This is a genomic window from Martelella lutilitoris (genome assembly GCF_016598595.1).
Taxonomy (GTDB): Bacteria; Pseudomonadota; Alphaproteobacteria; order Rhizobiales; family Rhizobiaceae; genus Martelella; species Martelella lutilitoris_A.
Window position 1 is genome coordinate 4056543 of sequence record NZ_CP066786.1, and the last position, 23648, is coordinate 4080190.

The 23648-nt window shown below is 61.4% G+C and carries 19 protein-coding genes; 13 read left to right on the forward strand and 6 right to left on the reverse strand.

Annotation, left to right across the window (positions count from 1 at the left end):
- Nucleotides 1–297 precede the first annotated feature (297 nt).
- Together JET14_RS19185 and JET14_RS19190 are read right to left on the reverse strand one after the other, a co-directional pair.
- Nucleotides 298–1131: a glycerophosphodiester phosphodiesterase gene (locus JET14_RS19185; protein ID WP_200335666.1), complete on the reverse strand. Its 834-nt coding sequence runs from the start codon at nt 1129–1131 to the stop codon at nt 298–300.
- A gap of 2 nt (nt 1132–1133) precedes the next feature.
- On the reverse strand, nt 1134–2042 hold the full coding sequence (locus tag JET14_RS19190; protein WP_200335668.1) for a polyprenyl synthetase family protein: 909 nt from the start codon (nt 2040–2042) through the stop codon (nt 1134–1136).
- Between the two features lie 122 nt (nt 2043–2164).
- Between JET14_RS19190 and JET14_RS19195 the strand changes: the two genes are divergently transcribed.
- The 3 genes from JET14_RS19195 (at nt 2165) to rpmF (ending at nt 3955) form a co-directional block, all read left to right on the forward strand.
- The gene (locus tag JET14_RS19195; RefSeq protein WP_200335669.1) at nt 2165–2884 is read left to right on the forward strand and encodes a biosynthetic peptidoglycan transglycosylase; all 720 of its coding nucleotides are present in this window, start codon (nt 2165–2167) and stop codon (nt 2882–2884) included.
- A gap of 80 nt (nt 2885–2964) precedes the next feature.
- Nucleotides 2965–3612, forward strand: a complete 648-nt coding sequence (locus tag JET14_RS19200; protein ID WP_200335670.1) for a glutathione S-transferase family protein — start codon at nt 2965–2967, stop codon at nt 3610–3612.
- Between the two features lie 160 nt (nt 3613–3772).
- On the forward strand, nt 3773–3955 hold the full coding sequence (rpmF, locus tag JET14_RS19205; protein WP_024709968.1) for a 50S ribosomal protein L32: 183 nt from the start codon (nt 3773–3775) through the stop codon (nt 3953–3955).
- Nucleotides 3956–4035: 80 nt separating this feature from the next.
- Here the strand turns inward: rpmF and JET14_RS19210 are convergent, their stop codons facing one another.
- Entirely contained in the window at nt 4036–4440 is a 405-nt protein-coding gene (locus JET14_RS19210) for a RidA family protein (RefSeq protein WP_200335671.1), read from the reverse strand.
- 156 nt (nt 4441–4596) lie between these two features.
- Here JET14_RS19210 and JET14_RS19215 point away from each other — a divergent pair, with 156 nt between their 5' ends.
- Nucleotides 4597–5205, forward strand: a complete 609-nt coding sequence (locus JET14_RS19215; protein WP_200335672.1) for a TetR/AcrR family transcriptional regulator — start codon at nt 4597–4599, stop codon at nt 5203–5205.
- 121 nt (nt 5206–5326) lie between these two features.
- Here the strand turns inward: JET14_RS19215 and JET14_RS19220 are convergent, their stop codons facing one another.
- Nucleotides 5327–7771: a GH36-type glycosyl hydrolase domain-containing protein gene (locus tag JET14_RS19220; protein ID WP_200335673.1), complete on the reverse strand. Its 2445-nt coding sequence runs from the start codon at nt 7769–7771 to the stop codon at nt 5327–5329.
- Between the two features lie 521 nt (nt 7772–8292).
- On the opposite strand from JET14_RS19220, the gene JET14_RS19225 reads away from it, so the two are divergent.
- The 4 genes from JET14_RS19225 (at nt 8293) to JET14_RS19240 (ending at nt 13518) form a co-directional block, all read left to right on the forward strand.
- Nucleotides 8293–9300, forward strand: coding sequence for a TRAP transporter substrate-binding protein (locus JET14_RS19225; RefSeq protein WP_246750381.1), 1008 nt, complete (start codon nt 8293–8295; stop codon nt 9298–9300).
- A complete protein-coding gene (locus JET14_RS19230) occupies nt 9297–9812 on the forward strand; it encodes a TRAP transporter small permease (protein WP_200335677.1) in 516 nt (171 codons plus the stop codon). The genes JET14_RS19225 and JET14_RS19230 overlap by 4 nt, the downstream gene beginning before the upstream one ends.
- On the forward strand, nt 9809–11098 hold the full coding sequence (locus JET14_RS19235; protein WP_200335679.1) for a TRAP transporter large permease: 1290 nt from the start codon (nt 9809–9811) through the stop codon (nt 11096–11098). The genes JET14_RS19230 and JET14_RS19235 overlap by 4 nt, the downstream gene beginning before the upstream one ends.
- 305 nt (nt 11099–11403) lie before the next feature.
- Nucleotides 11404–13518, forward strand: coding sequence for a GumC family protein (locus JET14_RS19240; protein WP_200335681.1), 2115 nt, complete (start codon nt 11404–11406; stop codon nt 13516–13518).
- Nucleotides 13519–13802: 284 nt separating this feature from the next.
- Here JET14_RS19240 and JET14_RS19245 read toward each other — a convergent pair whose 3' ends face one another.
- Nucleotides 13803–15584: an SLC13 family permease gene (locus JET14_RS19245; protein WP_200335683.1), complete on the reverse strand. Its 1782-nt coding sequence runs from the start codon at nt 15582–15584 to the stop codon at nt 13803–13805.
- A 550-nt stretch (nt 15585–16134) separates the two neighbouring features.
- Here JET14_RS19245 and JET14_RS19250 point away from each other — a divergent pair.
- The 5 genes from JET14_RS19250 to JET14_RS19270 all read left to right on the forward strand — a co-directional run bounded on the left by JET14_RS19250 (nt 16135) and on the right by JET14_RS19270 (nt 22034).
- Nucleotides 16135–17061 carry an ArsR/SmtB family transcription factor gene (locus tag JET14_RS19250; protein WP_200335685.1) on the forward strand — a complete coding sequence of 309 codons (927 nt, stop codon included), beginning with the start codon at nt 16135–16137 and terminating at the stop codon, nt 17059–17061.
- Nucleotides 17062–17188: 127 nt separating this feature from the next.
- Nucleotides 17189–18697, forward strand: coding sequence for an alpha-N-arabinofuranosidase (locus tag JET14_RS19255; protein ID WP_200335687.1), 1509 nt, complete (start codon nt 17189–17191; stop codon nt 18695–18697).
- 277 nt (nt 18698–18974) lie between these two features.
- Nucleotides 18975–20243: an extracellular solute-binding protein gene (locus tag JET14_RS19260; RefSeq protein ID WP_200338173.1), complete on the forward strand. Its 1269-nt coding sequence runs from the start codon at nt 18975–18977 to the stop codon at nt 20241–20243.
- A gap of 67 nt (nt 20244–20310) precedes the next feature.
- The gene (locus JET14_RS19265; RefSeq protein ID WP_200335689.1) at nt 20311–21192 is read left to right on the forward strand and encodes a carbohydrate ABC transporter permease; all 882 of its coding nucleotides are present in this window, start codon (nt 20311–20313) and stop codon (nt 21190–21192) included.
- Nucleotides 21192–22034: a carbohydrate ABC transporter permease gene (locus tag JET14_RS19270; RefSeq protein WP_024709955.1), complete on the forward strand. Its 843-nt coding sequence runs from the start codon at nt 21192–21194 to the stop codon at nt 22032–22034. Before JET14_RS19265 ends, JET14_RS19270 begins: the two co-directional genes overlap by 1 nt.
- A 284-nt stretch (nt 22035–22318) precedes the next feature.
- Here JET14_RS19270 and JET14_RS19275 read toward each other — a convergent pair whose 3' ends face one another.
- Entirely contained in the window at nt 22319–23395 is a 1077-nt protein-coding gene (locus JET14_RS19275) for an ABC transporter ATP-binding protein (RefSeq protein WP_200335691.1), read from the reverse strand.
- Nucleotides 23396–23648 lie beyond the last annotated feature (253 nt).

Consider the following 23648-nt stretch of genomic DNA (forward strand, 5'->3'; position numbering starts at 1 on the left):
CCAACGCCATGAAAGGTCTACACAACCTTCTCATTTTCGTTGTTTTGGCCTTTGCCGCCACGCCAGCCACCGTGGCTTCAGGAACGCCAGTGCCGATGACGCCCGCAATTCTGCCGACGATCACTCAGGCGGCCGGATGGTCTTGCAGTCAGGCATCAAGCTGCGCAGAGGCTGTCAGGCAATGGTGCAACGGCTATCGCCGCGCCGACGGCGACAACGACGTCATCCCGTGCGAGAATGTTTGCCGGTCACTTGCCGAAGTCAGGCGCATCCGCAGCCAGATCGGCTGCTGACCCTTCATTTGAGTGCAGCAAAAAGCCCATCGGCATCATCGGTGGTGATCTGGTCGGCCTTCAGCGCCAGAAGCCGTTCGGCCAGGGCAAGGCTTACCGCGTCGCTGCCCGTGATGGTCCAGGCATCGACCGTCTTTCCGGCGGCGTGAAAAGCTGCGATCATGTCGAAACCGGCGTCCGCCGCCGCAAGAACCAGTTCGTAGTGCAGATAGAACATCCGCGCGTCAGGCGCGGTCTGAAGCGCTTCGGCGACGAACTCGGCATAGCGCCCGTTTGCCATCACCTGCTCCATCGCCCCGTCAAGGCAAGGATCATAACCGGTGGCAAGGCCGGGAACGGCATCGGAAAGGCGCTTCACCGCAGCCGCATCGCCGCCCGACAGGATCATGTGGCGTGCAACCGGGCGGGCGGTTTCGGCAAAGCGGGCAATGCTGTCCGGCGAAAAGGCGGAAAGACTTTCCTTGAGATCGAGCTGCAGGACCGCCGCCTCATCCGCCCCGGCCTCGCGCACCAGCCGCGCCAGGTCTTCGAACAGCATCACGCTTTCACCGGTATCGCGCCCGTCCGGGTCAAGAAGGCAGGCGGCGCGGACCTGATCGGCGCTAGCCTTTGCGACCGGCCCGACCCCGGTCGTCGACTGTTCCAGCAATTCATCATGCAGCACCGCGAGCGCGCCGTCGGCGGTCAGTAGCAGGTCGATCTCGCTGCTGGCGCCGGCCTTCAGGCCCTCGGCGATGCGTGCGCGCGAAAATGCGGTGTCGTGAGGAAAGCGCCGGCCGCGATGCCACTTCAGGGCCGTGCGGTGGCCGTTGCGGATGATGGCGACGGGTGTAGTCATGCTCAGTTCTTCCGTCTGGCGACGAAATGAGCCGCCTCCACCAGCGTCTCGGCCTTCGCGCCGAAGGGCGAGAGCAGGCTCTCGGCTTCTGCCACAAGTTCACCAAGCCGCCTTTCCGCCCATTCCGGCCCGTGAAGCGCCACCAGCGTACCCTTGCCGCGCCCGGCATCCTTGCCGGTCGCCTTGCCCATGGTCTCGGCGTCCGCCGTCAGGTCAAGCAGATCATCGGCAAGCTGGAAGGCGAGGCCGATCACCGCGCCATAGCGGTGAAGCCTCCTGCGCTCGTCCTCGCCCGCGCCGGCGATCAACGCGCCCGCTTCCGCGCCGAAGCGGATCAACGCGCCGGTCTTCATCGCCTGCAGCGTGATGATGCCATCCTCGTCGGGCGGTGATTTCTCCGCCGCGAGATCCAGCGCCTGACCGCCGGCCATGCCGCCGATGCCGGCCGCACGGGAAAGGGCGGCGATGAGCCTCAGCCGGGCCTCGGGGGAAAGCGCGGTCTCATCATCGGCGATGATATCGAAGGCGAGCGTCAACAGGCTGTCGCCGGCGAGGATCGCGCTTGCCTCGTCATAGGCCTTGTGCACGGTCGGCCGACCGCGCCGAAGATCGTCGTCATCCATGGCCGGCAGATCGTCATGGATCAGCGAATAGCAATGGATGCATTCCAGCGCCGCGCCGACCCTGAGCGCGGCCTGCTCCGGACCATCAAAGAGCCGCGTGCTTTCGATCACCAGAAACGGGCGGAAGCGCTTGCCGCCATTGAGCACGCCGTGGCGGATCGCCGCCACCAGCGTCGGCGGTCGCGCGGTCTCGCCCTCAAGCGGATCGGAGCCGAGAAGCCCTTCGAGGCAGGCTTCGACGCGGGTACGGGCATCTTCAAGACGGTCGGTGAACAAGTGTGCGGTCATGGGCTTGTCTTGGCACGCCGCCCGGCGCCGTTCAAGCCGCAATGATCCGACCGCAGCCTTCTTTTCAAGCAAGCCGTTTTCGCGCTATGGAGAGACGGGCATTCATGAGGGTTGGTTGATATATGGGCGAGACGCCGGACTTGGACGAGGCCAAGGCACCGCGAAGGGGTCTTTTCCGCCGTTGGTTTCGCATCACCCTGCTCGCACTTGCCGTCCTGCTGCTGCTGCCCTATCTGTTCCTGCCGCTTTACCGTCCGGCCTTCGTCCATCCGGTGTCGACGCTGATGATGACGCGGGCACTGACCGGCTATGACCGGCAATGGGTCGCCTTCGATGACATCGCCCCGGTTCTGGTGCAATCCGTGCTGATGTCGGAGGACGGGCAGTTCTGCAATCACTACGGCGTCGATTGGCGTGAATACAAGGCCGTGATCGAGGATGCGCTTTCCGGCGAGAAGACGCGCGGCGCCAGCACCATTCCCATGCAGACGGTGAAGAACCTGTTCCTCTGGAACGGCCGCTCCTATATGCGCAAGGTCCTGGAACTGCCGCTGGCCGTTGCCGCCGACGCCTTCTGGTCGAAGGAGCGGATGATGGAGATCTATCTCAACATCGCCCAGTGGGGACCGGAGACCTTCGGCATCGAGGCGGCCGCGCGCGAGCAGTTCGGCGTGCCCGCCTCCGCCCTCTCGCGCCGCCAGGCAGCGCTTCTCGCCGTTTCGCTGCCGAACCCGACAGGCCGGCAGGCCGCAGCCCCGAGCGCCCATATGAACAGGCTTGCCGACCGGGTGGAACGGCTGGCCGCGCGATCCGGCGCCTATATCAGCTGTCTTTATGACTGATATCCGATAATTCCATTGGCGCATCGCCGGCATTTGCGGTTAACTCCCGCCCGCGGAATGGCTATCGGAAAGGACGCCCCATGCGCGATCTGACGCTCTATATCGGCAACAAGCGCTATTCATCCTGGTCGCTGAGGCCATGGCTAGCCATGGAGGCCTCGGGCATTCCGTTCAAGGAGGTGCTGATTCCGTTCGATTTTGCCGCCGGGAATCCGCGCTTCCGGGAGCTTTCGCCCGTCGGCATGGTACCGGTTTTGCATCACGGCAAGGCGAGGATATGGGAATCGCTTGCCATCATCGAATATGTCGCCGAACTCTATCCGGAGGCCCAACTGTGGCCTGAAGACCGGATCGAACGTGCTGCCGCCCGCGCGCTTTCAGCCGAGATGCATGCGGGCTTCCGCGCGCTGCGCGGCGCCTGCCCGATGAATTTCGGCCGCAAACCGGCTCCGCTTGCCGTCAATGACGCCGTAAAGGCCGACGTCGCGCGGATCGAGACCATGTGGCGCGACGCGCTGGAGACGTCCGGCGGGCCCTTCCTGTTCGGCCATTTCACCGCCGCCGACGCCATGTATGCGCCGGTCGTCAACCGCTTCGAGATCTACGAGCTCGCCGATTCGACGCCGACGCTTGCCTATATGAACGCGGTGAAGAGCCTGCCCGCCTTCCAGCGCTGGCGCGATGGCGCGCTGGCCGAAAGCTGGGTTGTTCCCGAGGACGAAGTATGAGAAATAGGCTTCCTGCCGCATGAGTCAAAAAAATGCCGCAGGGACTGGTCAAACGGGCGCAAGACCTGTATAAGCGCGCCAAATTTCATGAATTTCGAGGCTGAAATCGCGGTGGTTAACCCCGCCGGTGACCGAGCCTTGCCGAAACTGGAGTAGTCCAATGGCTGTACCGAAAAGAAAAACGACCCCGTCCAAGCGCGGTATGCGCCGTGCTGCAGACGCTCTGAAGAACCCGACCTATGTCGAGGACAAGAATTCCGGCGAACTGCGTCGCCCGCACCATATCGATCTGAAAACCGGCATGTATCGCGGCCGCCAGGTTCTGACGCCGAAGGAAGCCTGATCGGTTTCTTGCAGACCTTATGAAAAAAGCCGCCCCTCGGGGCGGCTTTTTTGTGTTCCGTCGGGGACCGAACGGGTCGCTCAGTCAGCGGTCGGTATGCGCGCGACGACCTTGATCTCGAAATCGAAACCGGCCAGCCAGGTCACGCCGAGCGCCGTCCAGGTGGGAAAGGGCGGCGCGGGAAAGCGCTCGTTCTTGGCCGCAAGCACCGTTTCCAGCTGGTTTTCCGGGTCAGTGTGAAAGCTGGTGACATCAACGATATCGTCGAAATCGCAGCCGGCGGCCTTCAGCACATTCTCAAGGTTGGAAAAGGCAAGGCGCACCTGCGCGGCAAAGTCCGGCTCGGGTGACCCATCGGCGCGGCTGCCCACCTGGCCGGAAACATAGAGCATGTCGCCTGAGCGGACGGCCGGGGAATAGCCGTGGGCATCGTAAAGGGCATGACGGCCCTGATCCCCGGGATAGATGGCGTGACGTTTGGGCATGGAGGAACTCCTTCTGTTTGAACGCATGGCTCGAGCGGACGGTATTTGGCTCTCGCCGCGCGACAACAAAGTGATATACGTAATGTATGTGAAATAGTCGCATACACTCCGTATGTCAATTCACATACGGAGCGTATGCAAAGATCGGAGTATTCGATGGCCGGGATTCGTGCCGAGAAGATGGAGGCCAACAGGGCAAGGTTGATCGCGGCGGCCCGCAAGGCATTTGCCGAAAAGGGCTATGCCGCAGCCTCAATGGATGAACTGACCGCAGAGGCCGGGCTGACGCGCGGCGCGCTCTATCATAATTTCGGCGACAAGCGCGGTCTGCTCGCCGCTGTGGTCCACCAGATCGACAGCGAGATGGCGGATCAGGCGCGAAAAAGGGCGATTGCTGCCGACACCCCGTGGGAGGCGATGCTGACGGAGGGCATCGCCTATATCGAAATGGCGCTTGAGCCCGAGGTGCAACGGATCGTGTTGCTGGACGGCCCCGCCTTCCTCGGCGACCCGTCGCAGTGGCCAAGCCAGAACGCCTGCCTCGAAGAGACCCGAAACGCCCTCGAAAACCTGATCGCCGACGGCATCGTAAAACCCGTTGATGCCGAAGCCGCAGCACGACTTCTGGCCGGCGCCGCACTCAACGCAGCCGCCTGGATTGCCGCCAGCGATGCGCCGGACCAAGCGCTTCCCAAGGCGATCGAGGCCTTCTCCACCCTTGCGACGGGCCTTCTGACCGACCCCGCAGAACAGGCAGGGGGATGAGCGCAAGACCAAAAAGCCCGCACACCGGACGAACCGGAATGCGGGCGAAATGAATGCGACGCACAAGGCGCGCGCATCATAACGCGGGGCCGCGCGCCGATGCCGGCCCCTCGTATTCCTGTCAGCCGATCACGGCCTCGACCTTTACGCCGGTAACGCCCGCAGCCGGCGGGGCGATCAGATTGCCCTCGATCGCATTGCCGTCGACGGTCAGCGCCACGTCATTGCCGGGGCCCTTGCGGATGACGGCGATGTCGTAGGTGACGCCGCGCCAGGTGCGCTTTACTGAAAAGCCGGTCCACCGTTCCGGGATCACAGGCGCGACGCGCAGGCCCTCATATTCCGGACGGATGCCGAGAATGAACTGGGTCGCGGCATAATAGTTCCAGGCCGCCGTCCCCGTCAGCCAGGAGTTCTTGGCCTCGCCGTGGCGGGTCGCATCGCGGCCGGCGATCATCTGGGCATAGACATAGGGCTCCAGCCGGTGCGTATCGGAAATGCCCTCGCGCGCCGACGGATTGATGCGGGTGTAATAGTCAAACGCCGCATCGCCATTGCCAAGTACGGTCTCTCCGATCACCACCCAGGGATTGTTGTGGCAGAAGATGCCGGCATTTTCCTTGTAGCCCGGCGGATAGGTCGAGATCTCGCCATACTCGATATAATATTTGGTATAGGCCGGCTGCAGCACGACGATGCCATGCGGCGTCGCCAGATGTTTCGCCACCGAATCGAGCGCCTTGCGGGCCTTGCCATCTTCCACGCCGACGCCGGCGAGCGTGCAGAAGCCCTGGCTTTCGATATAGATCTTGCCTTCCACGTTTTCTTTGGAGCCGATCGGTCGGCCGAAATCGTCATAGGCGCGGATGAACCACTCGCCGTCCCAGCCATGTTCGCGGATCGTCGCGTCCATGTCCTTCGACACCTTTGCATAGAAGTCGGCGTCCTCGGCCTTGCCGGTTTCCTTCGCGATATCGGACAGTTCCTTCGCCGAGAGCACCATCAGGCCGGCAATGAACACGCTTTCGGCAACCTTGCCATCCTTGCTGGTCGTGGTCTGGAAGCTCTCGCCGGGCGTGTCGGAGAAGCAGTTGAGGTTGAGGCAATCGTTCCAGTCGGCGCGGCCTATGAGCGGCAGGCCGTGCGGGCCGATGCGGTCGAGCGCATATTGCATGGAGCGCTGAAGGTGCACATAAAGCGGCTCTTCCGTGCCGGGCTTGTTGTCGAACACGACGGGCTCTTCAAGGATCGAGAAATCGCCGGTTTCCTTCAGATAAGCGGCAACGCCGATGATCAGCCAGTGCGGATCGTCGTTGAAGTCGCCGCCAATGTCGTTATTGCCCTTCTTCGTCAGCGGCTGGTACTGGTGATAGGCGCCGCCGGAGGACAACTGTGTTGCGGCGATATCGAGAATGCGTTCGCGCGCACGCGCCGGCACCATATGGACGAAGCCGAGCAGGTCCTGGTTGGAATCGCGGAAGCCGAGGCCCCGGCCGATGCCGCTTTCGAAGGAAGACGCCGAGCGTGACATGTTGAACGTCGCCATGCACTGATAGGCGTTCCAGATATTGACCATGCGATCGGTATGGATATCGGGCGTTTCGGCCTGATAGACGCCGAGCAGATCGTCCCAGTGTTTTGCAAGCGCCGCAAAGGCCGCCTCCACGTTTTCGACGTCGAGATACTTGTCGATGACGGGCTTCACCGTCTTCTTGTTGATCGTCTGCGAACCGGGCGGGTCGAACTTTTCGTCCTTGTCGTTTTCGTGATAGCCAAGGACGAAAACCACCTGTCGGGTTTCGCCGGGCTGAAGCGTCATCTTCACATGGTGCGAGCCCATCGGCGACCAGCCATGGGCAACCGAATTGCGCGACTTGCCTTCGGCAACGGCAACAGGCTTGTCCCAGCCGCGCCAGGGGCCGAGGAATTCCTCGCGGGCGGTATCGTAACCGGCGAGTTTCTCCGAGCAGGCGAAATAGGCGAAATGATTGCGGCGCTCGCGATATTCGGTTTTGTGGTAGATGACCTCGTCTTCGACCTCGACCTGACCGGTCGACAGGTTACGCTGGAAATTGCTCTGGTCATCCAGCGCATCCCACAGGCAGAATTCGACCGAGGAAAACAGCGAGATATCGGCGGGCACGAGACGCTCATTGGTGACGGTCAGCTGCCAGATTTCCAGCGTCTCGCCAAGGGGCACGAAATAGCGGTTCGACACGCGGATGCCGTTGCGCTTCGAACCGATCGTCGAATAGCCCATGCCGTGGCGGCAGGTAAAATCCTCGACCTCCGACTGAGTCGGCATCCAGGTCGGCGACCAGAAATCGCCATCCTCATTGTCGCGGACATAGACGTAACGGCCGCCATTGTCATACGGCACATTGTTGTAGCGGCCGCGGGTGAGGCGGCGCAGGCGCGCATCGCGGTAGTAGGAGTAGCCGCCGGCGGTGCCCGACAGGATGCCGAAATAGCCCTCGCAGCCGATATAGTTGATCCACGGATAGGGCGTATCAGGGCGTGTGATCACATATTCGCGCGCGGCGTCGTCGAAAAAACCGTATTTCATTTTTGAAATCCCATCCTTGGTGCAGGCTTACCGTATCGTTTCAGATCGGACAGCCCTCGTTCCTCCAGCGCAGACTTCCTAGCACAGAAAACAGGACACCAAAAGCCGGAGATCGCGATTAATCGCATAAAATGGTATCCCAAAGCGCTTTAAACGTCTGATATTTACCTTTATGCCAAAACCTCAAGCGCATGTGACATGACGTGACTTCGATGCCATGTCGCTCTTTTTTGACTTGAACACCCCTAATCTGACCGAAAATCTGTAACGTTGCAGCAAATGCCGCCCCAGCATTTTCGACGGATTTCCGGAAACTGTTGCACGGGTTACGACAGGCCCGACGCCGCCTTTCGCCACACCGGCGGCGCACGCTGTTGCAAAACCTCTCCTGCCATGCGCCAAAGCGCAGGCCTGAAGGCCATCGACCGCGCTTTCCCGATTGACAATCGAAGCCGGCCTGGTCCAGCTTCTTCGCGACCGCAAAGTCCTTTAAAAACCATGAGTGGGGAAAGATGAAGATCATGCTGAGATCGGCAAGCGTGCTCGCGGGCGCGCTGTTCATAGGCCAGGCGGCAAGCGCCGAGACGCTGACGGTCGCCAACTGGCTGCCGCCGTCGCACCCGCTGGTGGCCGATGTGATCGCGCCTTTCGCGGCCTCGATCTCCGAGGCGACCGACGGACGGGTGACGGCCAGCATTCTGCCGGCGCCGCTCGGACCGCCGCCAGCCCAGTACGATCTCGCCGTCAACGGCGTCGCCGATATCACCTTCGGCGTGCAGGGCTATAATCCCGGTCGGTTCCGCACCACGAACCTCGCCGAAATCCCGTTCTGGGGCGATACGGCGGAGGAGACCTCGGTCGCCTACTGGCGCACCTGGGACAGCCTGCTGAAGGAAGCCGGCGAATATGACGACGTGCATGTGCTCGCTGTCTTCACCCACGGCCCCGGCCAGGTGTTCATGAAGGGCGGAGACCTTTCCGAGCTTTCGACGATCGACGGCGCGAAGATCCGCGTCGGCGGCGGCATTGTCCACGAACTGGTGAGCGCGCTCGGCGGCGTTCCGGTCGAGGGCCCCTCCTCGCAGACCTACGAGCTGCTGTCGCAGGGCGTCGCCGACGGCATCACCTTCCCTTACGAATCCGTCAACTTCTTCGGGCTGACGGATCTGGTCGACCAGGCAATGGTGATCCCCGGCGGGCTCTACAACACCTCCTTCTTCGTGGTGATGAACAAGGACACCTGGGAAGGGCTCTCGCCCGAAGACCAGGCCGCGATCAACAGCGTCTCCGGCGAAGCGCTGGCGCGGCTTGCGGGCAAGGCCTGGGACGCGGCTGATGCGGCCGGCTTCGAGGCCATGCAGGGCAAGGTGACCTTCCACGACGCAACGCCCGAACAGGTTGACGAGATCAGCCAGAAGGTCGCGCCCGTGGTCGAAGCCAAGCTTGCCGAGGTCGATGCCGCCGGCATTCCCTCCGACAAGGCCGTTGCGATGATGAAGGAAAATATCGAAGCATTGCAGGCTGAATGAGCGACGCAGACCTTGTTTCCGAACGCGCGGGCGCCGCGAGCCCTCTGGCTCGCGGCCTTCGCATTGTTCTGAGCATAACCGCCGGCGCGCTGCTGATGGCGTTGATGGGCCTCACCGTCATCGATGTGATCGGCCGCTATGTCCTTAATGCCCCGATCAGGGGCGCCGCGGAACTCTCCGAACTGCTGCTGGTTTCCCTCGTCTATCTCGGCCTGCCGGCCGTCTGTCTTGACGGCGGCCATGTCACGGTCGATCTGGTCACCAAATCGCTGCCACGCTGGAGCGAGCGGGCACGCCTGTTCGTCACCGGCCTCGTCTCTTCCGGCGTCCTCGGTATCATCGCCTGGCGGCTTTATGCCTATGGCGCGCAGGTCGGCGGCTATAATCTCGTCACCAATTCGCTGCGCCTTCCCGTCGCCCCCGTCGTCTGGTTCTGCGCGGTCTTTGCCGGCATCTCGGCGCTCATCACGCTTGTGCTGGCGCTTGCCGCGCTATTCAAGAGAATGAAATGATCGAGTGGCCCATCGGAATTGCGGTGCTGATCGCGCTGCTCCTCGTCGGCATGCCGATCGCCTTTTCGCTGACGCTTGTCGGCATTATCGGCACTGCATCGATCATCGGGCTGAAGCCCTCATTCGCGCTGCTCGGCGCCACCTTCTTCGACAATGGCCGCTCCTACACGCTGACGGTGATGCCCCTTTTCCTGCTGATGGGCAATTTCGTCGTCCAGTCCGGCATTGCCCGCGAGCTCTATGACAGCGCCCATGCCTGGCTGAGACACAGAAAGGGCGGGCTGGCGCTGGCGACGGTTGCGGCCTGCGGCGGGTTCTCCTCCGTCTGCGGCTCGTCGCTTGCTACGGCTGCCACCATGTCGAAGATCGCCCTGCCCTCCATGCGCCGCTTCGGCTATCCCGACAGCCTCGCCACCGCCTCGATTGCCGCCGGCGGCACGCTCGGCATCCTGATCCCGCCCTCGGTCATTCTGGTATTCTACGGCATCATGACGCAGCAGAATATCGGCAAGCTGTTCATGGCCGGCATTCTGCCCGGCCTCCTCGGCATTTTGGGCTACGCGATCGCGGTGATGATCTCGGTGCGCCTTTCAAAGCAGGACCTACCGGCGGAGCCGAAACTCCCGCTGAAGCAGCGGTTTCTGGCGCTGAAGGGCACGGCGGGCGCGCTCCTGCTTTTTGTCTTCGTCATGGGCGGCATCTATATCGGCATCTTCACGCCGACGGAAAGCGCCGGCATGGGCGCCTTCGGCGCCTTCCTGCTCGCGCTGCTCTCCGGCCGGCTGAAACTCTCGGACCTCGGCGACATTCTCTATTCCACCGCCAAGACCACGGCGATGATGTTCTTCATCCTGTTCGGCGCGCTGACCTTCACCAATTATGTCAACCTGTCGGGCATGACGGCCGATATCCAATCGGCGCTTTCCATGTTCGGCGACGGGCCTTACGCCACCATCATCGCCATCCTGATCGTCTATCTCCTGCTCGGTTGCGTGCTGGAAGGGCTTTCGATGATCACGCTGACCGTGCCGATCTTCTACCCGATCGTGGCGGCACAGGGCTTCGACCTGATCTGGTTCGGTATCTTCGTCGTCGTCATCACGGAAGTGAGCTACATCACGCCTCCGGTCGGCATGAACGCCTTCGTGCTCAACACGGTGGTGCGCGATGTCAGCCTCAGGACCATCTTCTCCGGCCTCCTCCCCTTCGTCGCCATGGACATCGTCCGCATCGCCCTGCTGATCGCCTTCCCGGCGATCGCGCTCGCCATACCGTCGATGATGTGATCGGTTTGCGCCGCCGCCCCTGACACGCGCCTTTGAAAGTTGCCCTGCGCAGGCCGGATTTTTGGGACGAGGCAGCATGCTCGAAATCGACGCCGGCGCTCGCCGACAAGGCGGCGGGAAAAGCCGAACCTCATTTATCTCGGCCGTTCCGATTTCTCAGGCCACTTCCCATCTAGATTTTCGCCCGCACGGCGGCTAGGATCATTTTCGTTTGGACAAGTTTATTTTTCGGGAAATCTTTTTTATCCCCTAGGGTTCGCCTCACTTTTTGCCTACAGAGCGCCTTGAAAAAACAACGGGCTGATATGAATCAAATTCAAAACCTTAACGACGACGACGAAATTGACCTCGGAAAACTCTTTCAGGTCTTCTGGCGCGGCAAGTTCATCATTGCATTTGTCACCGCCATTTTTGCGGGCTTCGGCGTTTATTACGCGATTATGCTCACGACGCCGATCTACAGCGCCAACTCCGTCGTGATGCTGAACAGCCAGTCGGAGCAGATCGTCGATCTGCCCAGTGTCCTGAGCCAGCTTACAAACGACGAAACGGTGGTTCAGACCGAGATCGAAGTCATGCGGTCCCGCATTCTTGTCGGCAAGGTGGTCGATGAGCTTGATCTCATGTCCGACCCGGAATTCAACACGACGCTGCAGGAGCCGGACCTGGCGGACCGGATAAAGGATACGATCACGTCATTCCTGCCGGCCGGGAACAACCTCGGGGCCGATGAGGAGCTCCTCTCCGAAAGCCTTCTGAGAGACCAGGTGATCGATCATGTTCTGGAAAGCTATTCGGTTCTGGTCGTGCCCAACACCACGGCGTTCAGGATAACGGCCCGCACCGAAGAGCCGGAAAAGTCGGCCCGGCTCGCCGATGCCGTGGCCGAGCAATATGTTCAGAGCCAGATTGACGTCAAACGCGACGCGACCATGCAGGCGATCGACTGGTTGAGCGACCAGGTGAGCGAGTTGAGGCTGAGCCTCCAGAAATCGGAGAACGCCGTCAAGGAGTTCAAGACGAACACGCCGATGATCTCGCCTGACGTCCTGTCCGGCCTCGAACGTCAGCTGAGATCATTGCGGGACCGGATTCAAGCGACGTCACGCGATGCCGAGGAGGCAAGTCAGTTTCTCGCCCAGGTCTCTTCGGCTGAAACCTATCCCGAAAAGGCAGCCATCGCTGACAACAGCCTGCTCGACGGTCTCGCGGTCCGGGCACAGACCGACCCCGACGCGGCCCGCCGTTTCGATGCCCAGTTCGATTCGCTCGTCGAGCGCGCCCGGCGCTCCGTTTCGGAAGCGGATTCCCAGCTCAACACGCTGCGCACCTCTGAGAACGTGCTGGAAGAAAAGATCCAGACCGAAAGCGAGGCATTCGTCGAGCTGGAACAGTTGACGCGCGAGGCGGAAGCCAATCGCACCCTTTATGAATATTTTCTCGCCCGGCTGAAGGAAACTTCGGCGCAGCAAGGCATCCAGCAGTCCGATAGCCGGATCCTGTCCTATGCCGTCGTGCCGCTGGAGCCATCCCAGCCGAACAAGAAGCTGATCGTGCTGATGAGCACGTTTTTGGGCTTCGCCCTCGGAAGCGGCATCGTGCTTCTGCTCGAACTGCGCAAGCGGACCTTCCGCTCTTCCCAGGAACTGGAACAGTTTACGGGCATACGCGTGACCGGGCAGATACCGCTGATCGCCAGCCGCAACAGGAAGGGCGTGCTCAGCTACGTTCTGGAAAACCCCACATCGCCCGTTACCGAGGCCATTCGCAACCTGAGAACCTCGGTGCTGCTCGGCAATATCGACCAGCCGCCGAAGCTTCTCATGACGACCTCTTCGATACCGGGCGAAGGCAAGACGACCATAGCCGCCTCTCTCGCGCTGAATTTCGTCGGCATGGGCAAGAGCGTTCTCCTCATCGAGGGCGACCTGCGCCGGCGTTCGCTCGAACAGTATTTCGGCAAAAACAACAGCGGCACCGGCCTGATCTCCGCCCTCACCGGAGACACAAGCCTAAAGGACGCCGTTTCGCACCGTGCGGAATACGGGATCGATATACTCTTCGGCGAAAAGACGGAGGCGAATGCAGCCGACATTTTGACTTCGGGAAGCATGCAAAGGCTGCTGGCAGAGGCGCGCGAGGCATATGACATCGTCATTATTGACACGCCTCCCGTCCTGATCGTGCCCGATGCCCGTGTCGTCAGCCAGTTCGTCGATGCCGTCCTGTTCGTCGTGAAGTGGGATTCGACCCATCACCAGCAGGTCGAGGAAGCCATGAGCCTGTTCTCGCGCGACGTGATCGGCGGCCTTGTCCTCAACCAGATCGACCCGAAAGGCTTCAAGCGCTATGGCTATAGCTATGGCTACGGTTACGGCTATGCGGCCAATTATGGCGACGACTACTACAAGGCCGATTAGAGCGGTTCCGCCTTTGCCGGAAACGCGAATCCGCTCTATCTACTTGTTTTGACGCATTTTCCCGAACGTCAGATGTTTCCATCTGACTGCGAAATGCTCTAGGCAAGCCTGACCGGCGCGAAAAAGCCCGAGCCGCGCGCCCCGCCTGCAGGCGAAACGGGACGGCTCGGGACGGGACCGGTGACCGGACTTCTGACCGCCTGCGGAAGGGACTGGCTAGCCCACCCCTTCACCCAGGGTTTCTCGAGGTGACGCAACGCGCCGGCCGCTGCAGTGAGGCGCACTCACATGGGGAAGAAGAGGCCGATCGCGAAGACGGACGTCAGGCCGACGATGATGTTCATCGGGATTCCCATCTTCAGGAAGTCGCTGAACCGATAGTTGCCGGCGCCGTAGACAAGCGTATTGGTCTGGTAGCCGATCGGCGTCGCAAAGCTTGCGCTGGCGGAGAACATGACGGCGACGACAAAAGGCCGGGGATCCAGACCGAGTTGGGTAGCGAGCGCAATGACAACCGGCGTGTAGACAACCGCGACGGCATTGTTGGTGACGGTTTCCGTCAGGACGGAGCCAACGAAATAGACCGCCAGCAGCATCAGCATCGGCGACAGGTTTTCCAGCCACGGCTTCAGCATGCGCACGACGAGTTCCACGGCGCCGCTGTTTTCCAAGCCGGCGCCGACGATCAGCATCGCGAAGATCAGGACGAGAATGGATCCGTCGATGGTCTGCCAGGCTTCGTCGCTGTCAATGCAGCGCAGCGCAAGGATGACCGCGACACCCAGAAGGGCGAGAATCCCGATCGGCAGAACGTTGAATGCGGCAAGGCTGACGATGCCGGCCAGGGTCAGGACCGCGATCGGCGCCTGTCGCCGCCGGAAGGCGCGGCCGCCGGGTTCCGTAACCGAAACGACGTCGCCGACCCTCGACAGGTCAGCGAACCCTTCCGACGTGCCTTCAAGGAGAAGCTTGTCGGCCGGACGCAACTGAACGTTGGGCAGGTCCGGACCTGCCACATGGCTGGCTCGATAGGCGCCAAGGACGCGCATGCCGGCACGCCGCCCGAGCGCGAGATCCGCAATGCGCCTGCCCGAGCTTCTGCGTGAAGGCGACACGATGACCTCTGCCACACGGATTTCGGCATCGGGTTCCAACAGAACTGATCGCCGCAGGCCAACCTGCAGGCCGGCCAGTTCTTCGAAGGTCAGGAGCTCGGATGTCGGGGCAATGAGGATCACGGCGTCGCCCTCCTGAAGGATGTGTTCGGGGAGATCGCTTCGTTCGATCTCGCTTCCGCGCCTTATGCCCGTCACCCGGATGCCGGAGCGCTGAAAATCACTGACCTCGGACAGTCGCTTGCCAGCCCCGGCATAATCGGACAGCACGGTGACCTCGGACAGAAACGGCGTCTCCTCATTGCCCACAGTCTGATCCGTATCCCGGTGCGGCAGCAGGAATTTGCCGAGGACAAAAACGGACACGCCGCCCACGATCGCCGAGATGACGCCGACCGGCGCGATCTCGAAAATCGAGAAAGCATCCAGTCCGTTCTGCTGCGCCACCCCGGCGACCAGAAGATTTGTCGACGTGCCGATCAATGTACAGGTCCCGCCGAGTATCGCCGTGTAGGAGAGCGGTATCAGCAATCGCGTGGGCGCCATGCTCAGACTGGCCGCCAGGCGGACGACAACCGGTATGAGAACAAGAACAACCGGCGTGCTGTTCATGAAGGCGGAAGCCGATGCCGCGATGATGATGAAGATCACAATGGCAAGGACAGGGTGTGATTTGGCCCGTTCGACAATGAAGTCCGCAAGCGCATCCAGCACGCCGGTGCGCAGCAAAGCCCCGGAAACCACAAACATCGCCCCGATCGTGATCGGAGCAGAGCTTGAAAACACGGCCATCACGTCATCCGCCGGCACAAGGCCAAGGACGATGAACAGCGCCGCGCCGATGACGGCGGTCACATCGGGAGGGTATTTTTCGATCGTGAAGGCGGCGAAAAGAAGCGCCAGAAGCACAAGCGCCGCGATGGCAGGGGAAACGCCGATGAGCGCGATCATAACTTTCCGTTCCGCTTTCCGGCCTGGAAGCAAGTGTTGATATTCAGTCCCTCGCTCCCGAGGTGCTCGCGATCTCGGAAGTGACAAACGGCCCGTCTGCGAACGATCGTCGCCGCCCCGCGGGATGAACAAAGCTGCGGCGTGCCCGTTTTAATCGGCCTGTCGCATGAACACAATCGTGAAACAACGTCGCTGCCGGGCGGCCGGTTCCGAACGGCAGCTTGCCGAACGGGTGTGGCCTGGGCACTCGCCTTCATTCTCCCCGAGCGGACGGAAACGCCGACTTCTCTGACCTTCTGCCTGAACCGCCGGCCTCGGCGAACGATGCGGCGAGTGCCGGCCGCGAACATCCGCTGGAACAAGGCAATTCCAGGGGCCCCGCTTCGCCGGCCGTAAGCGCGCGACGATCTGCCGCCCGGAATGCGAGCGCGGGGATGCTGCCGCCGTTTCCGCTCCGGAGGCCGGCAGGAGCGGAAACGGCGGCGTTTGACCATGCCAAGAATCCTGATATGAAACTTTTCTGACAACGGCCTTCCAGCAGTGAACACCCATGCCAAGAAATTTCCTCGTCGTCGATCCTGAAAAGGATTTCCAGGTCATCAAGGGGCTGGCCGCGCCCGCGCGCATCGCCGTGCTCAAACTGTTGCGCCGCAAGGGTGCGCTCAATGTGAAGGAAATCGGCGAAAGTCTGGACCTGCCGCAGTCAACGGTCTCCCTCAGCGTGCAGCTGCTGGAAGAGGCAGGGCTGATCCGCACGGAAAGCCAGCGGGCGCGCAAGGGAAGCCAGAAGCTTTGCACCAATATTTATGACGAGATCGCCATCGTTTTCGGCGAGGCGGCGGAAGAGCGCCGCGAGGACGGTATCGAGGTGTCGATGCCGGTCGGCCTCTACACCGCTTTCGATGTCAGCGCGCCATGCGGACTCTGCACCGATGAGAGCATTATCGGGCTGCTCGACGTGCCCGATTCGTTTCTCGATCCGGCGCGCATGAAGGCCGGGCTGATCTGGTTCACCCGCGGCACCGTGGAATACCAGTTTCCCAACAATGCCCGGCTCGCGAACCTTGATGTCACGGAGATCGAGTTCTCGATGGAACTCTCCTCCGAAACGCCGGGGACGAACCCGGACTGGCCCTCCGACATCACGATCACCGTCAATGGCATCGACATCGGCCACTGGACATCGCCGGGCGACTACGGGGACCGCCGCGGCTCGTTCACGCCGGACTGGTGGAAGCTGAAGGGCTCGCAGTACGGCATGCTGAAGCGCTTCCGCGTCTCCGGCTCCGGGTCCTATGTCGATGGAATCAGGATATCCGATGTCTGCCTCGCCGACCTTCAGCTTGACCGGCACCACTCGATCCGCCTGTCGATCAGCGTGCGCGAGGACGCCCGCCATCCCGGCGGGGTCAACATCTTCGGCAAGGGTTTCGGCAATTACGACCAGGACATCGTCCTGCGCCTGACCACCCAATAGAAGGCCGGAAAATTACGCCCGGAAAATATCCGCCCCGCAAAAAATCGGCTTGACGAACGTTTCGATCAGGTCTTTATTATCCATAAATATTGGTTTATACCAAGAATTAGATTGCGGAGGAGACACCATGCAGGCCCGCGTTACCGCGCACAAGAACTTCACCATTTCCACGATCGATCCACGCCTCTATGGCTCGTTCCTCGAGCATCTCGGACGCGCAGTATACACCGGCATCTATGAGCCTGAACATCCCACCGCAGACGAAAACGGCATGCGCCGTGACGTCATCGATCTCGTGCGTCAGCTCGACACGCCGATCTGCCGCTATCCCGGCGGCAACTTCGTCTCGGCCTACAACTGGGAAGACGGGATCGGCCCCCAGAGCGAGCGTCCCACGCGGCTCGATCTCGCCTGGCGGACAGCGGAATCCAACCAGGTCGGCATTCACGAATTCGCCCGATGGGCCGAGGCCGCCAACACCGAAATGATGCTGGCCGTCAATCTCGGCTCGCGCGGCCTTGATGCCGCCCGCAACTTTGTCGAATATGTCAACCATCCGGGCGGCACCTATTGGTCTGATCTGCGCCGCAAGAACGGTCAGGCCGACCCCTGGAACGTCAAGCTCTGGTGCCTCGGAAACGAGATGGACGGTCCCTGGCAGGTCGGCCACAAATCGGCGGCCGAGTATGGCCATCTCGCCAATGAGACCGCCAAGGCGATCCGGTCTTTCGATGACAAGCTCGAACTGGTCGTCTGCGGCTCCTCCCATTCGGACATGCCAACCTTCCCGCAATGGGAGGCGACGGTTCTCGACGAGAGCTATGACCAGGTCGATTATATCTCGCTGCACATGTATTTCATGAACTACGAGAAGAACACGCGCGAATATCTCGCGCTTCCGGAAAAGCTCGACCGCTATATCGGTTCGGTCAGCGGCGTGATCGACTATATCAAGGCGAAGAAACGCTCGAAGAAAGATGTGAAAATATCTTTCGATGAGTGGAATGTCTGGTATCATGAGCGGGAAGCAGACGAAAAACGCATGAAGGAATGGGACTGGCCGCACGCGCCGGTGCTGCTTGAGGATGTCTACAATTTCGAGGACGTTCTTCAGGTCGGCTGCATTCTCAATACCTTCATCCGGCGCTCCGATGTCGTGCGCATCGCCTGCATCGCCCAGCTCGTGAACGTGATCGCGCCGATCATGACGGAGCCGGGCGGGGCGGCCTGGAAGCAGACGATCTATTATCCCTTCCAGTTTGCCTCCTGTTTCGGCAGGGGCACGGCGCTCGCTCTCGATGTCGACTGCGCGCGCTACAATGCCGATGTTGCTGCCGATGTCTCCTATCTCGACATTGCGGGCGTCCATGACGACGACGCGGGCACGCTGACCTTCTTCGCCGTCAACCGCAATGGGGAAGAGCCGATGACCATCGACCTGGCGCTGGAACGGTTTGGCGAAGCCAAATCTGTTGAGCACACTCTGATCAAGCACGAGAATCTCGAGGCGGTGAACACGAAGGACAATCCGGAAAACGTGAAGCCGGTGAAACAGGATGGCGCGACCCTGACGAATGGCGGGGTCTCGTTGACGGTGCCGCCCTACTCCTACTCGATGATCCGCGTGACGCTTTAGGCAAGGGCGAAGTGGCGGGATGCGGCCCCGCGCGGCATCCCCGAAGCGCATCCGGCGGGACCGGACGCCTCGGAAAGGTGAAGGCCGGAGGCGTTCGGCGGTTCGGACCGAGCGGCGTCCCGGCCGTCAGGACGACTGAGAATGCGCTTGGCCGTCATCATGCCGGCATTGGCGTGGCGGCGCCCGGCAGACGCATTGCACGGGATGCGATGCGTCGGAGTTTTCAACCGTGCGGCGGGAGGCCGCATTGAAAAGTGAGGAGAAGAAAATGTCGAAAATGCTTGGTGTGGCTTCGGGTGCGATCATCGCGGCGGCGGTGCTGGCCGGCCCGGTTCAGGCCCAGGAAACAGTGTCGTGGTGGGATTTCCTTTCCGGCGGCGACGGCATTCGCATGAAGCAGCTGATCTCCGATTTCAATGCCGACCACGAAGGCGAGATCACCATCGACGCGACCACGCTGGAATGGGGCACCCCGTTCTACTCGAAGGTCCGGACCTCGGCGGCGATCGGCGAAGGCCCCGATATCATGACCTACCACGCAAGCCGCATTCCGCTGGCCGTCAGCCAGGGCATCCTTCAGGAGATCACGCCGGACGACTGGTCGGCAATGGGCCTCTCCGAGGCCGATTATGCCCCTTCGACCTGGGACGCGGTGACCGTGGACGGCAAGCAATACGCCGTTCCCTTCGACACGCACCCGATCGTTCTCTATTATAACAAGGACGCTCTTGCGGCGGCCGGGCTTCTGTCCGAGGACGGCAAGCCCATGGGTCTCGATTCCCGCGAAGGCTTCGAAGCCACGCTGAAGGGCCTCAAGGAGGCCGGGTCCGAATATCCGCTCGCCTCGACCACAGCGGACGGCACCTTCATGTTCCGCACCATCTATTCCTTCATGGGCCAGCAGGACGGCGAACTGATGACCGACGGCGAGTTCCTCGCCGGAGACAATGCCGAAAAGCTCGAAAATGCGCTCGCGGCGCTGCAGGGCTGGACCAATGAGGGGCTGCAGACGACCTATACCGACTATCCCGCGACCGTCGCCCTGTTCACCTCCGGCGAATCGCCGTTGATGATCAACGGCGTCTGGGAAGTTCCGACGATGATCGACCTGAAGGATCAGGGAAAACTGTTCGAGTGGGGCGCTGTCGAGCTTCCGGTCATCTTCGACCATCCCTCGACCTATGCGGACAGCCACACCTTCGCAATCCCCGCCAATTCGGGCAAGGAGATGAGCCCGGAGAAGCGGGCTGCCGTTCTGGAGGTCATTTCGTGGATGGCCAAGAATTCGCTGTTCTGGGCAACCGCCGGCCATATTCCGGCCTACGGACCTGTGACGCAGTCTGACGAGTACCAGACCATGGAACCGAACGCGACCTATTCGAGCCTGACGGAAAACATGATCTTTGATCCCAAATCGCCGCTGGCCGGCGTGGCGGGTCCGATCTACGACGTCATGTCCACCTATTTCGTGCCGACGCTCAACGGCGAAATGGAACCGGCCGAAGCGGTGGAAGAAATCAAATACGAGCTGAACGACCTGCAGTAATCACTCGGAACCGCCGGCGACGCCGCCGGCGGTTCCCACGTCAGCCTAACGTGATCTGAGGCCCCCCATGCTCCGCAACAAACGGAATGAAGCGATCGTCGCCCTGTTGCTGGTCGCTCCGTTCATCGTCATTTATGGACTGATCTTCGTTTACCCGACGATCCGGATGTTCATCACCTCGTTTCAGGACGCGCCGTTGATCGGCGGCGGCGATTATGTCGCCCTGGACAACTACACGCGGCTATGGGGCGACCGGCGCTTCAACACGGCCTTCTGGAACACCGCCTATTTCGTCGCCCTCACCGTTATTCCCGGAACGCTGGTGGCCTTCGGCATCGCGCTCGGCATCAACCGGCTCAAGGGCAGGCTGCAGGCGCTGATCCTGGCCCTCTTCTTCCTGCCCTATATTCTGCCGGTTTCGGTGGTCTACCTCATCTGGGACTGGACGCTCAATTTCCAGTTCGGCATTGCCATGTATCTTTTCGATCTCCTGGGCATGGAGCGGGTGCCGGTATTCAAGTCGACCGTGTGGTTCATGCCGGCCGTCGCCATGATCACGATCTGGTGGACCGCCGGGTTTTCGATCCTGCTGTTTCTGGCGGGGCTGCGGGCAATACCCGCCGAGATCTACGAAGCGGCCGCGCTCGACAATGCGTCGCGCCTGACAACCTTCAGCCGGCTGACCTGGCCGCTGATGTGGCCGGTGACAGCGCTGGTGCTGACCATACAACTGATCTCGCAGCTGAAGATTTTCGATCAGGTCTACCTGTTTTCGACCGGCGGCCGGCCGAACGACAACCTCGTTCTCGTCTACTATGTGTTCCAGAGGGCCTTCCAGTATGATCAGGGCGGCCGTGCCGCGGCTGCGGCTGTCGTCCTGTTCATCCTCGTCATCGTGGTCTCCGTTCTCAACTTCCAGCTGACGCGACTTTCGAAAGGGAGGGCATGATGCACGCGACAACAGCAAGGCGCCTCAACATTGCCGGCCTGGCGATCACGCTTCTGACCGTCTTCATCGCCGTTGTCTGGGCCTTCCCGCTCTACTGGGGCGTCATCTCCTCGCTGAAGCCCGAAGACGAGGTCGTGCGACGCTATATCGAGCTCTGGCCGGAAACGCTCACCTTCTCGCACTACTACTTCGCGCTCACGCAGACACAGATCGGCATCTGGTACCTGAACTCCATCGTCACGGCGGTTGCCATCACCGTTCTGACCGTCGGATCCTCGATGTTCTGCGGTTACGCCATCTCGCAACTCGAATTTCCCTTCCGCAAGGTCCTGTGGGTGCTGATCCTCGCAAGCTTCATGGTGCCGATGCAGGTTCTGATCGTGAACCATTTCGAGCTGATGGCCCGCTTCGGCTTCATCAACACCTGGGCCGGCATCGTTCTTCCGCAGCTGATCCATCCAGTGGTCATCATCGTCTACAAGCAGTTCTTCGATAACGTCCCGAAGGATTTCCGCGAGGCGGCGGCCATGGACAGCGCCTCCGAATGGCGCATTCTCACCCGCATCTACATGCCGATGAACTGGGGCGTGACGACCGCACTGGCGATCGTGACCTTCATCTGGTCCTGGAACGCCTTCCTGTGGCCGTTCCTGGCCGTGACGAAGACGGAAATGATGACCATCACCGTCGGCATTACCCAGGTGAACGATGCCTTCGGGGTGTATTACGCCCGCGAACTGTCCGCCGCCGTTCTGGCCGGCCTCCCCGTCGCCCTCGCCTATCTTGTCTTCCAGCGGAAGGTGACCCAGGCCATCACGCTATCCGCCGGCATCAAGGGGTAGATCGTCGGGAAAGGCGGAATCCGATTATTCGACGAAGCCGTTCATCCTGGCCGGAATGAAAACGCGATCGCAGGACATGCCACGCCGCCGCCCGGCAATGGGGCGACATCCGCAAAGGTCGGGCGCGGAAGGCAAGCCCGTCCCGGCGATTTCGCGCGTCGAGAGGCGGGGCTCGGCCGGGGCCATCAGACAAAGACGCGGTCCCGCCTCTCTCCTCTGGCCGCACGCGAAACGCCGCGGGCGTATCCGCCGCGGCGCCTTGTTTTTCTCAGACCCTTTGCCGGTCAGTGGACGTGGAACGCGCGTCCCGCTTCGTCAAAGAGATGACATGCCGTCGCATCGAAGGCGAGCGGCACCGTGTCGCCAGTCTTGACCTCGGTCCGGCCGCTGTCGGTCGCGATCAGCTCCGTGCCGTCGGCGAGGGTGCAGTAGAGAAGCGTCCGTTCGCCAAGCCGCTCCACCACGCCGACAGTGGCCGTCGTGACGGCCGCCTGGCCGTCCCTGACGACCTGGACGGATTCCGGACGTATGCCCAGTTCATACTGCCCGGCCGCAACTTCGGGGATATCGATTTCAAGAACGGAGCCGTCGTTGATGCGCACCGTATGCGCTCCGTCTCCCGACAGATCGGCCTTCAGGAAATTCATCCCCGGAGAGCCGACAAAACCGGCCACGAAACGCGAGGCCGGACGCAGGTAGACTTCCATCGGCGTGCCGATCTGCTCGATCCGGCAATTGTTGAGCACCACGATCCGGTCGGCGAGCGTCATCGCCTCGGTCTGGTCATGCGTGACATAGATCATCGTCGCCTTCATGCGGTTGTGCAGCTGGGCAAGCTCGACGCGGGTCCTGACACGCAGCGCCGCATCGAGGTTTGACAACGGCTCGTCAAACAGAAAGGCCTTCGGTTCCTTCACGATCGCCCTGCCGATGGCGACACGCTGCCGCTGCCCCCCGGAAAGCTGGGCCGGACGACGGTCAAGCAACTCCTCCATTTCGAGCATGCGGGCCGCCTCCTGAACGCGCTCGGCGATCGCATCCGCACTCATGCCGATATTGCGCAGGCCGAAAGCCATGTTGTCACGCACCGTCATATGCGGATAAAGCGCATAGTTCTGGAAAACCATGGCAACATTGCGCTGGCCGGGCGCCAGTTTCTCGCTGCGAACGCCATCGATCATCAACGCCCCGTCATCAATCGTCTCGAGCCCGGCGATCATGCGCAGCAGCGTCGACTTTCCCGAACCCGAGGGCCCGAGGAACACCATCAGCTCCCCGGCCTCTACCGCAAGAGAGATATCGTTGATAACATTGACGTTCCCAAAACTCTTGGAAACGTTCTCGAGCTTGATTGGGGCCATTTGTTCCTCCCGAAAGGCTTTCAAACCATTCTTTCCGGTCTGCACCAGAAGTCAAGATATACAGGGCCGTTTCCGGGACTCTTTTGAGACAGGCAAAGCCGGCCGCCATCACCCGGCTGAAGGCCGCCTCCCGATCAGCGGCCTCGCGCGGCAGGCACGACAGGGCCGGGGCTCGAAGTGGTTTCATTACGTCTCCTCGCGCCGGTCCGTGAGCGGGGAGACTTGCGGAAAGCCGCGCTGAGCTGGCATTGCT

Coding starts and splice junctions, on each gene's coding strand:
- JET14_RS19265 (WP_200335689.1), top strand. CDS start 20,311: ATGCTCCGCAACAAACGGAATGAAGCGATCGTCGCCCTGTTGCTGGTC.
- rpmF (WP_024709968.1), top strand. CDS start 3,773: ATGGCTGTACCGAAAAGAAAAACGACCCCGTCCAAGCGCGGTATGCGC.
- JET14_RS19240 (WP_200335681.1), top strand. CDS start 11,404: ATGAATCAAATTCAAAACCTTAACGACGACGACGAAATTGACCTCGGA.
- JET14_RS19235 (WP_200335679.1), top strand. CDS start 9,809: ATGATCGAGTGGCCCATCGGAATTGCGGTGCTGATCGCGCTGCTCCTC.
- JET14_RS19215 (WP_200335672.1), top strand. CDS start 4,597: ATGGCCGGGATTCGTGCCGAGAAGATGGAGGCCAACAGGGCAAGGTTG.
- JET14_RS19275 (WP_200335691.1), bottom strand. CDS start 23,395: ATGGCCCCAATCAAGCTCGAGAACGTTTCCAAGAGTTTTGGGAACGTC.
- JET14_RS19200 (WP_200335670.1), top strand. CDS start 2,965: ATGCGCGATCTGACGCTCTATATCGGCAACAAGCGCTATTCATCCTGG.
- JET14_RS19185 (WP_200335666.1), bottom strand. CDS start 1,131: ATGACTACACCCGTCGCCATCATCCGCAACGGCCACCGCACGGCCCTG.
- JET14_RS19260 (WP_200338173.1), top strand. CDS start 18,975: ATGCTTGGTGTGGCTTCGGGTGCGATCATCGCGGCGGCGGTGCTGGCC.
- JET14_RS19270 (WP_024709955.1), top strand. CDS start 21,192: ATGCACGCGACAACAGCAAGGCGCCTCAACATTGCCGGCCTGGCGATC.
- JET14_RS19225 (WP_246750381.1), top strand. CDS start 8,293: ATGCTGAGATCGGCAAGCGTGCTCGCGGGCGCGCTGTTCATAGGCCAG.
- JET14_RS19250 (WP_200335685.1), top strand. CDS start 16,135: ATGCCAAGAAATTTCCTCGTCGTCGATCCTGAAAAGGATTTCCAGGTC.
- JET14_RS19230 (WP_200335677.1), top strand. CDS start 9,297: ATGAGCGACGCAGACCTTGTTTCCGAACGCGCGGGCGCCGCGAGCCCT.
- JET14_RS19210 (WP_200335671.1), bottom strand. CDS start 4,440: ATGCCCAAACGTCACGCCATCTATCCCGGGGATCAGGGCCGTCATGCC.
- JET14_RS19220 (WP_200335673.1), bottom strand. CDS start 7,771: ATGAAATACGGTTTTTTCGACGACGCCGCGCGCGAATATGTGATCACA.
- JET14_RS19195 (WP_200335669.1), top strand. CDS start 2,165: ATGGGCGAGACGCCGGACTTGGACGAGGCCAAGGCACCGCGAAGGGGT.
- JET14_RS19255 (WP_200335687.1), top strand. CDS start 17,189: ATGCAGGCCCGCGTTACCGCGCACAAGAACTTCACCATTTCCACGATC.
- JET14_RS19190 (WP_200335668.1), bottom strand. CDS start 2,042: ATGACCGCACACTTGTTCACCGACCGTCTTGAAGATGCCCGTACCCGC.
- JET14_RS19245 (WP_200335683.1), bottom strand. CDS start 15,584: ATGATCGCGCTCATCGGCGTTTCCCCTGCCATCGCGGCGCTTGTGCTT.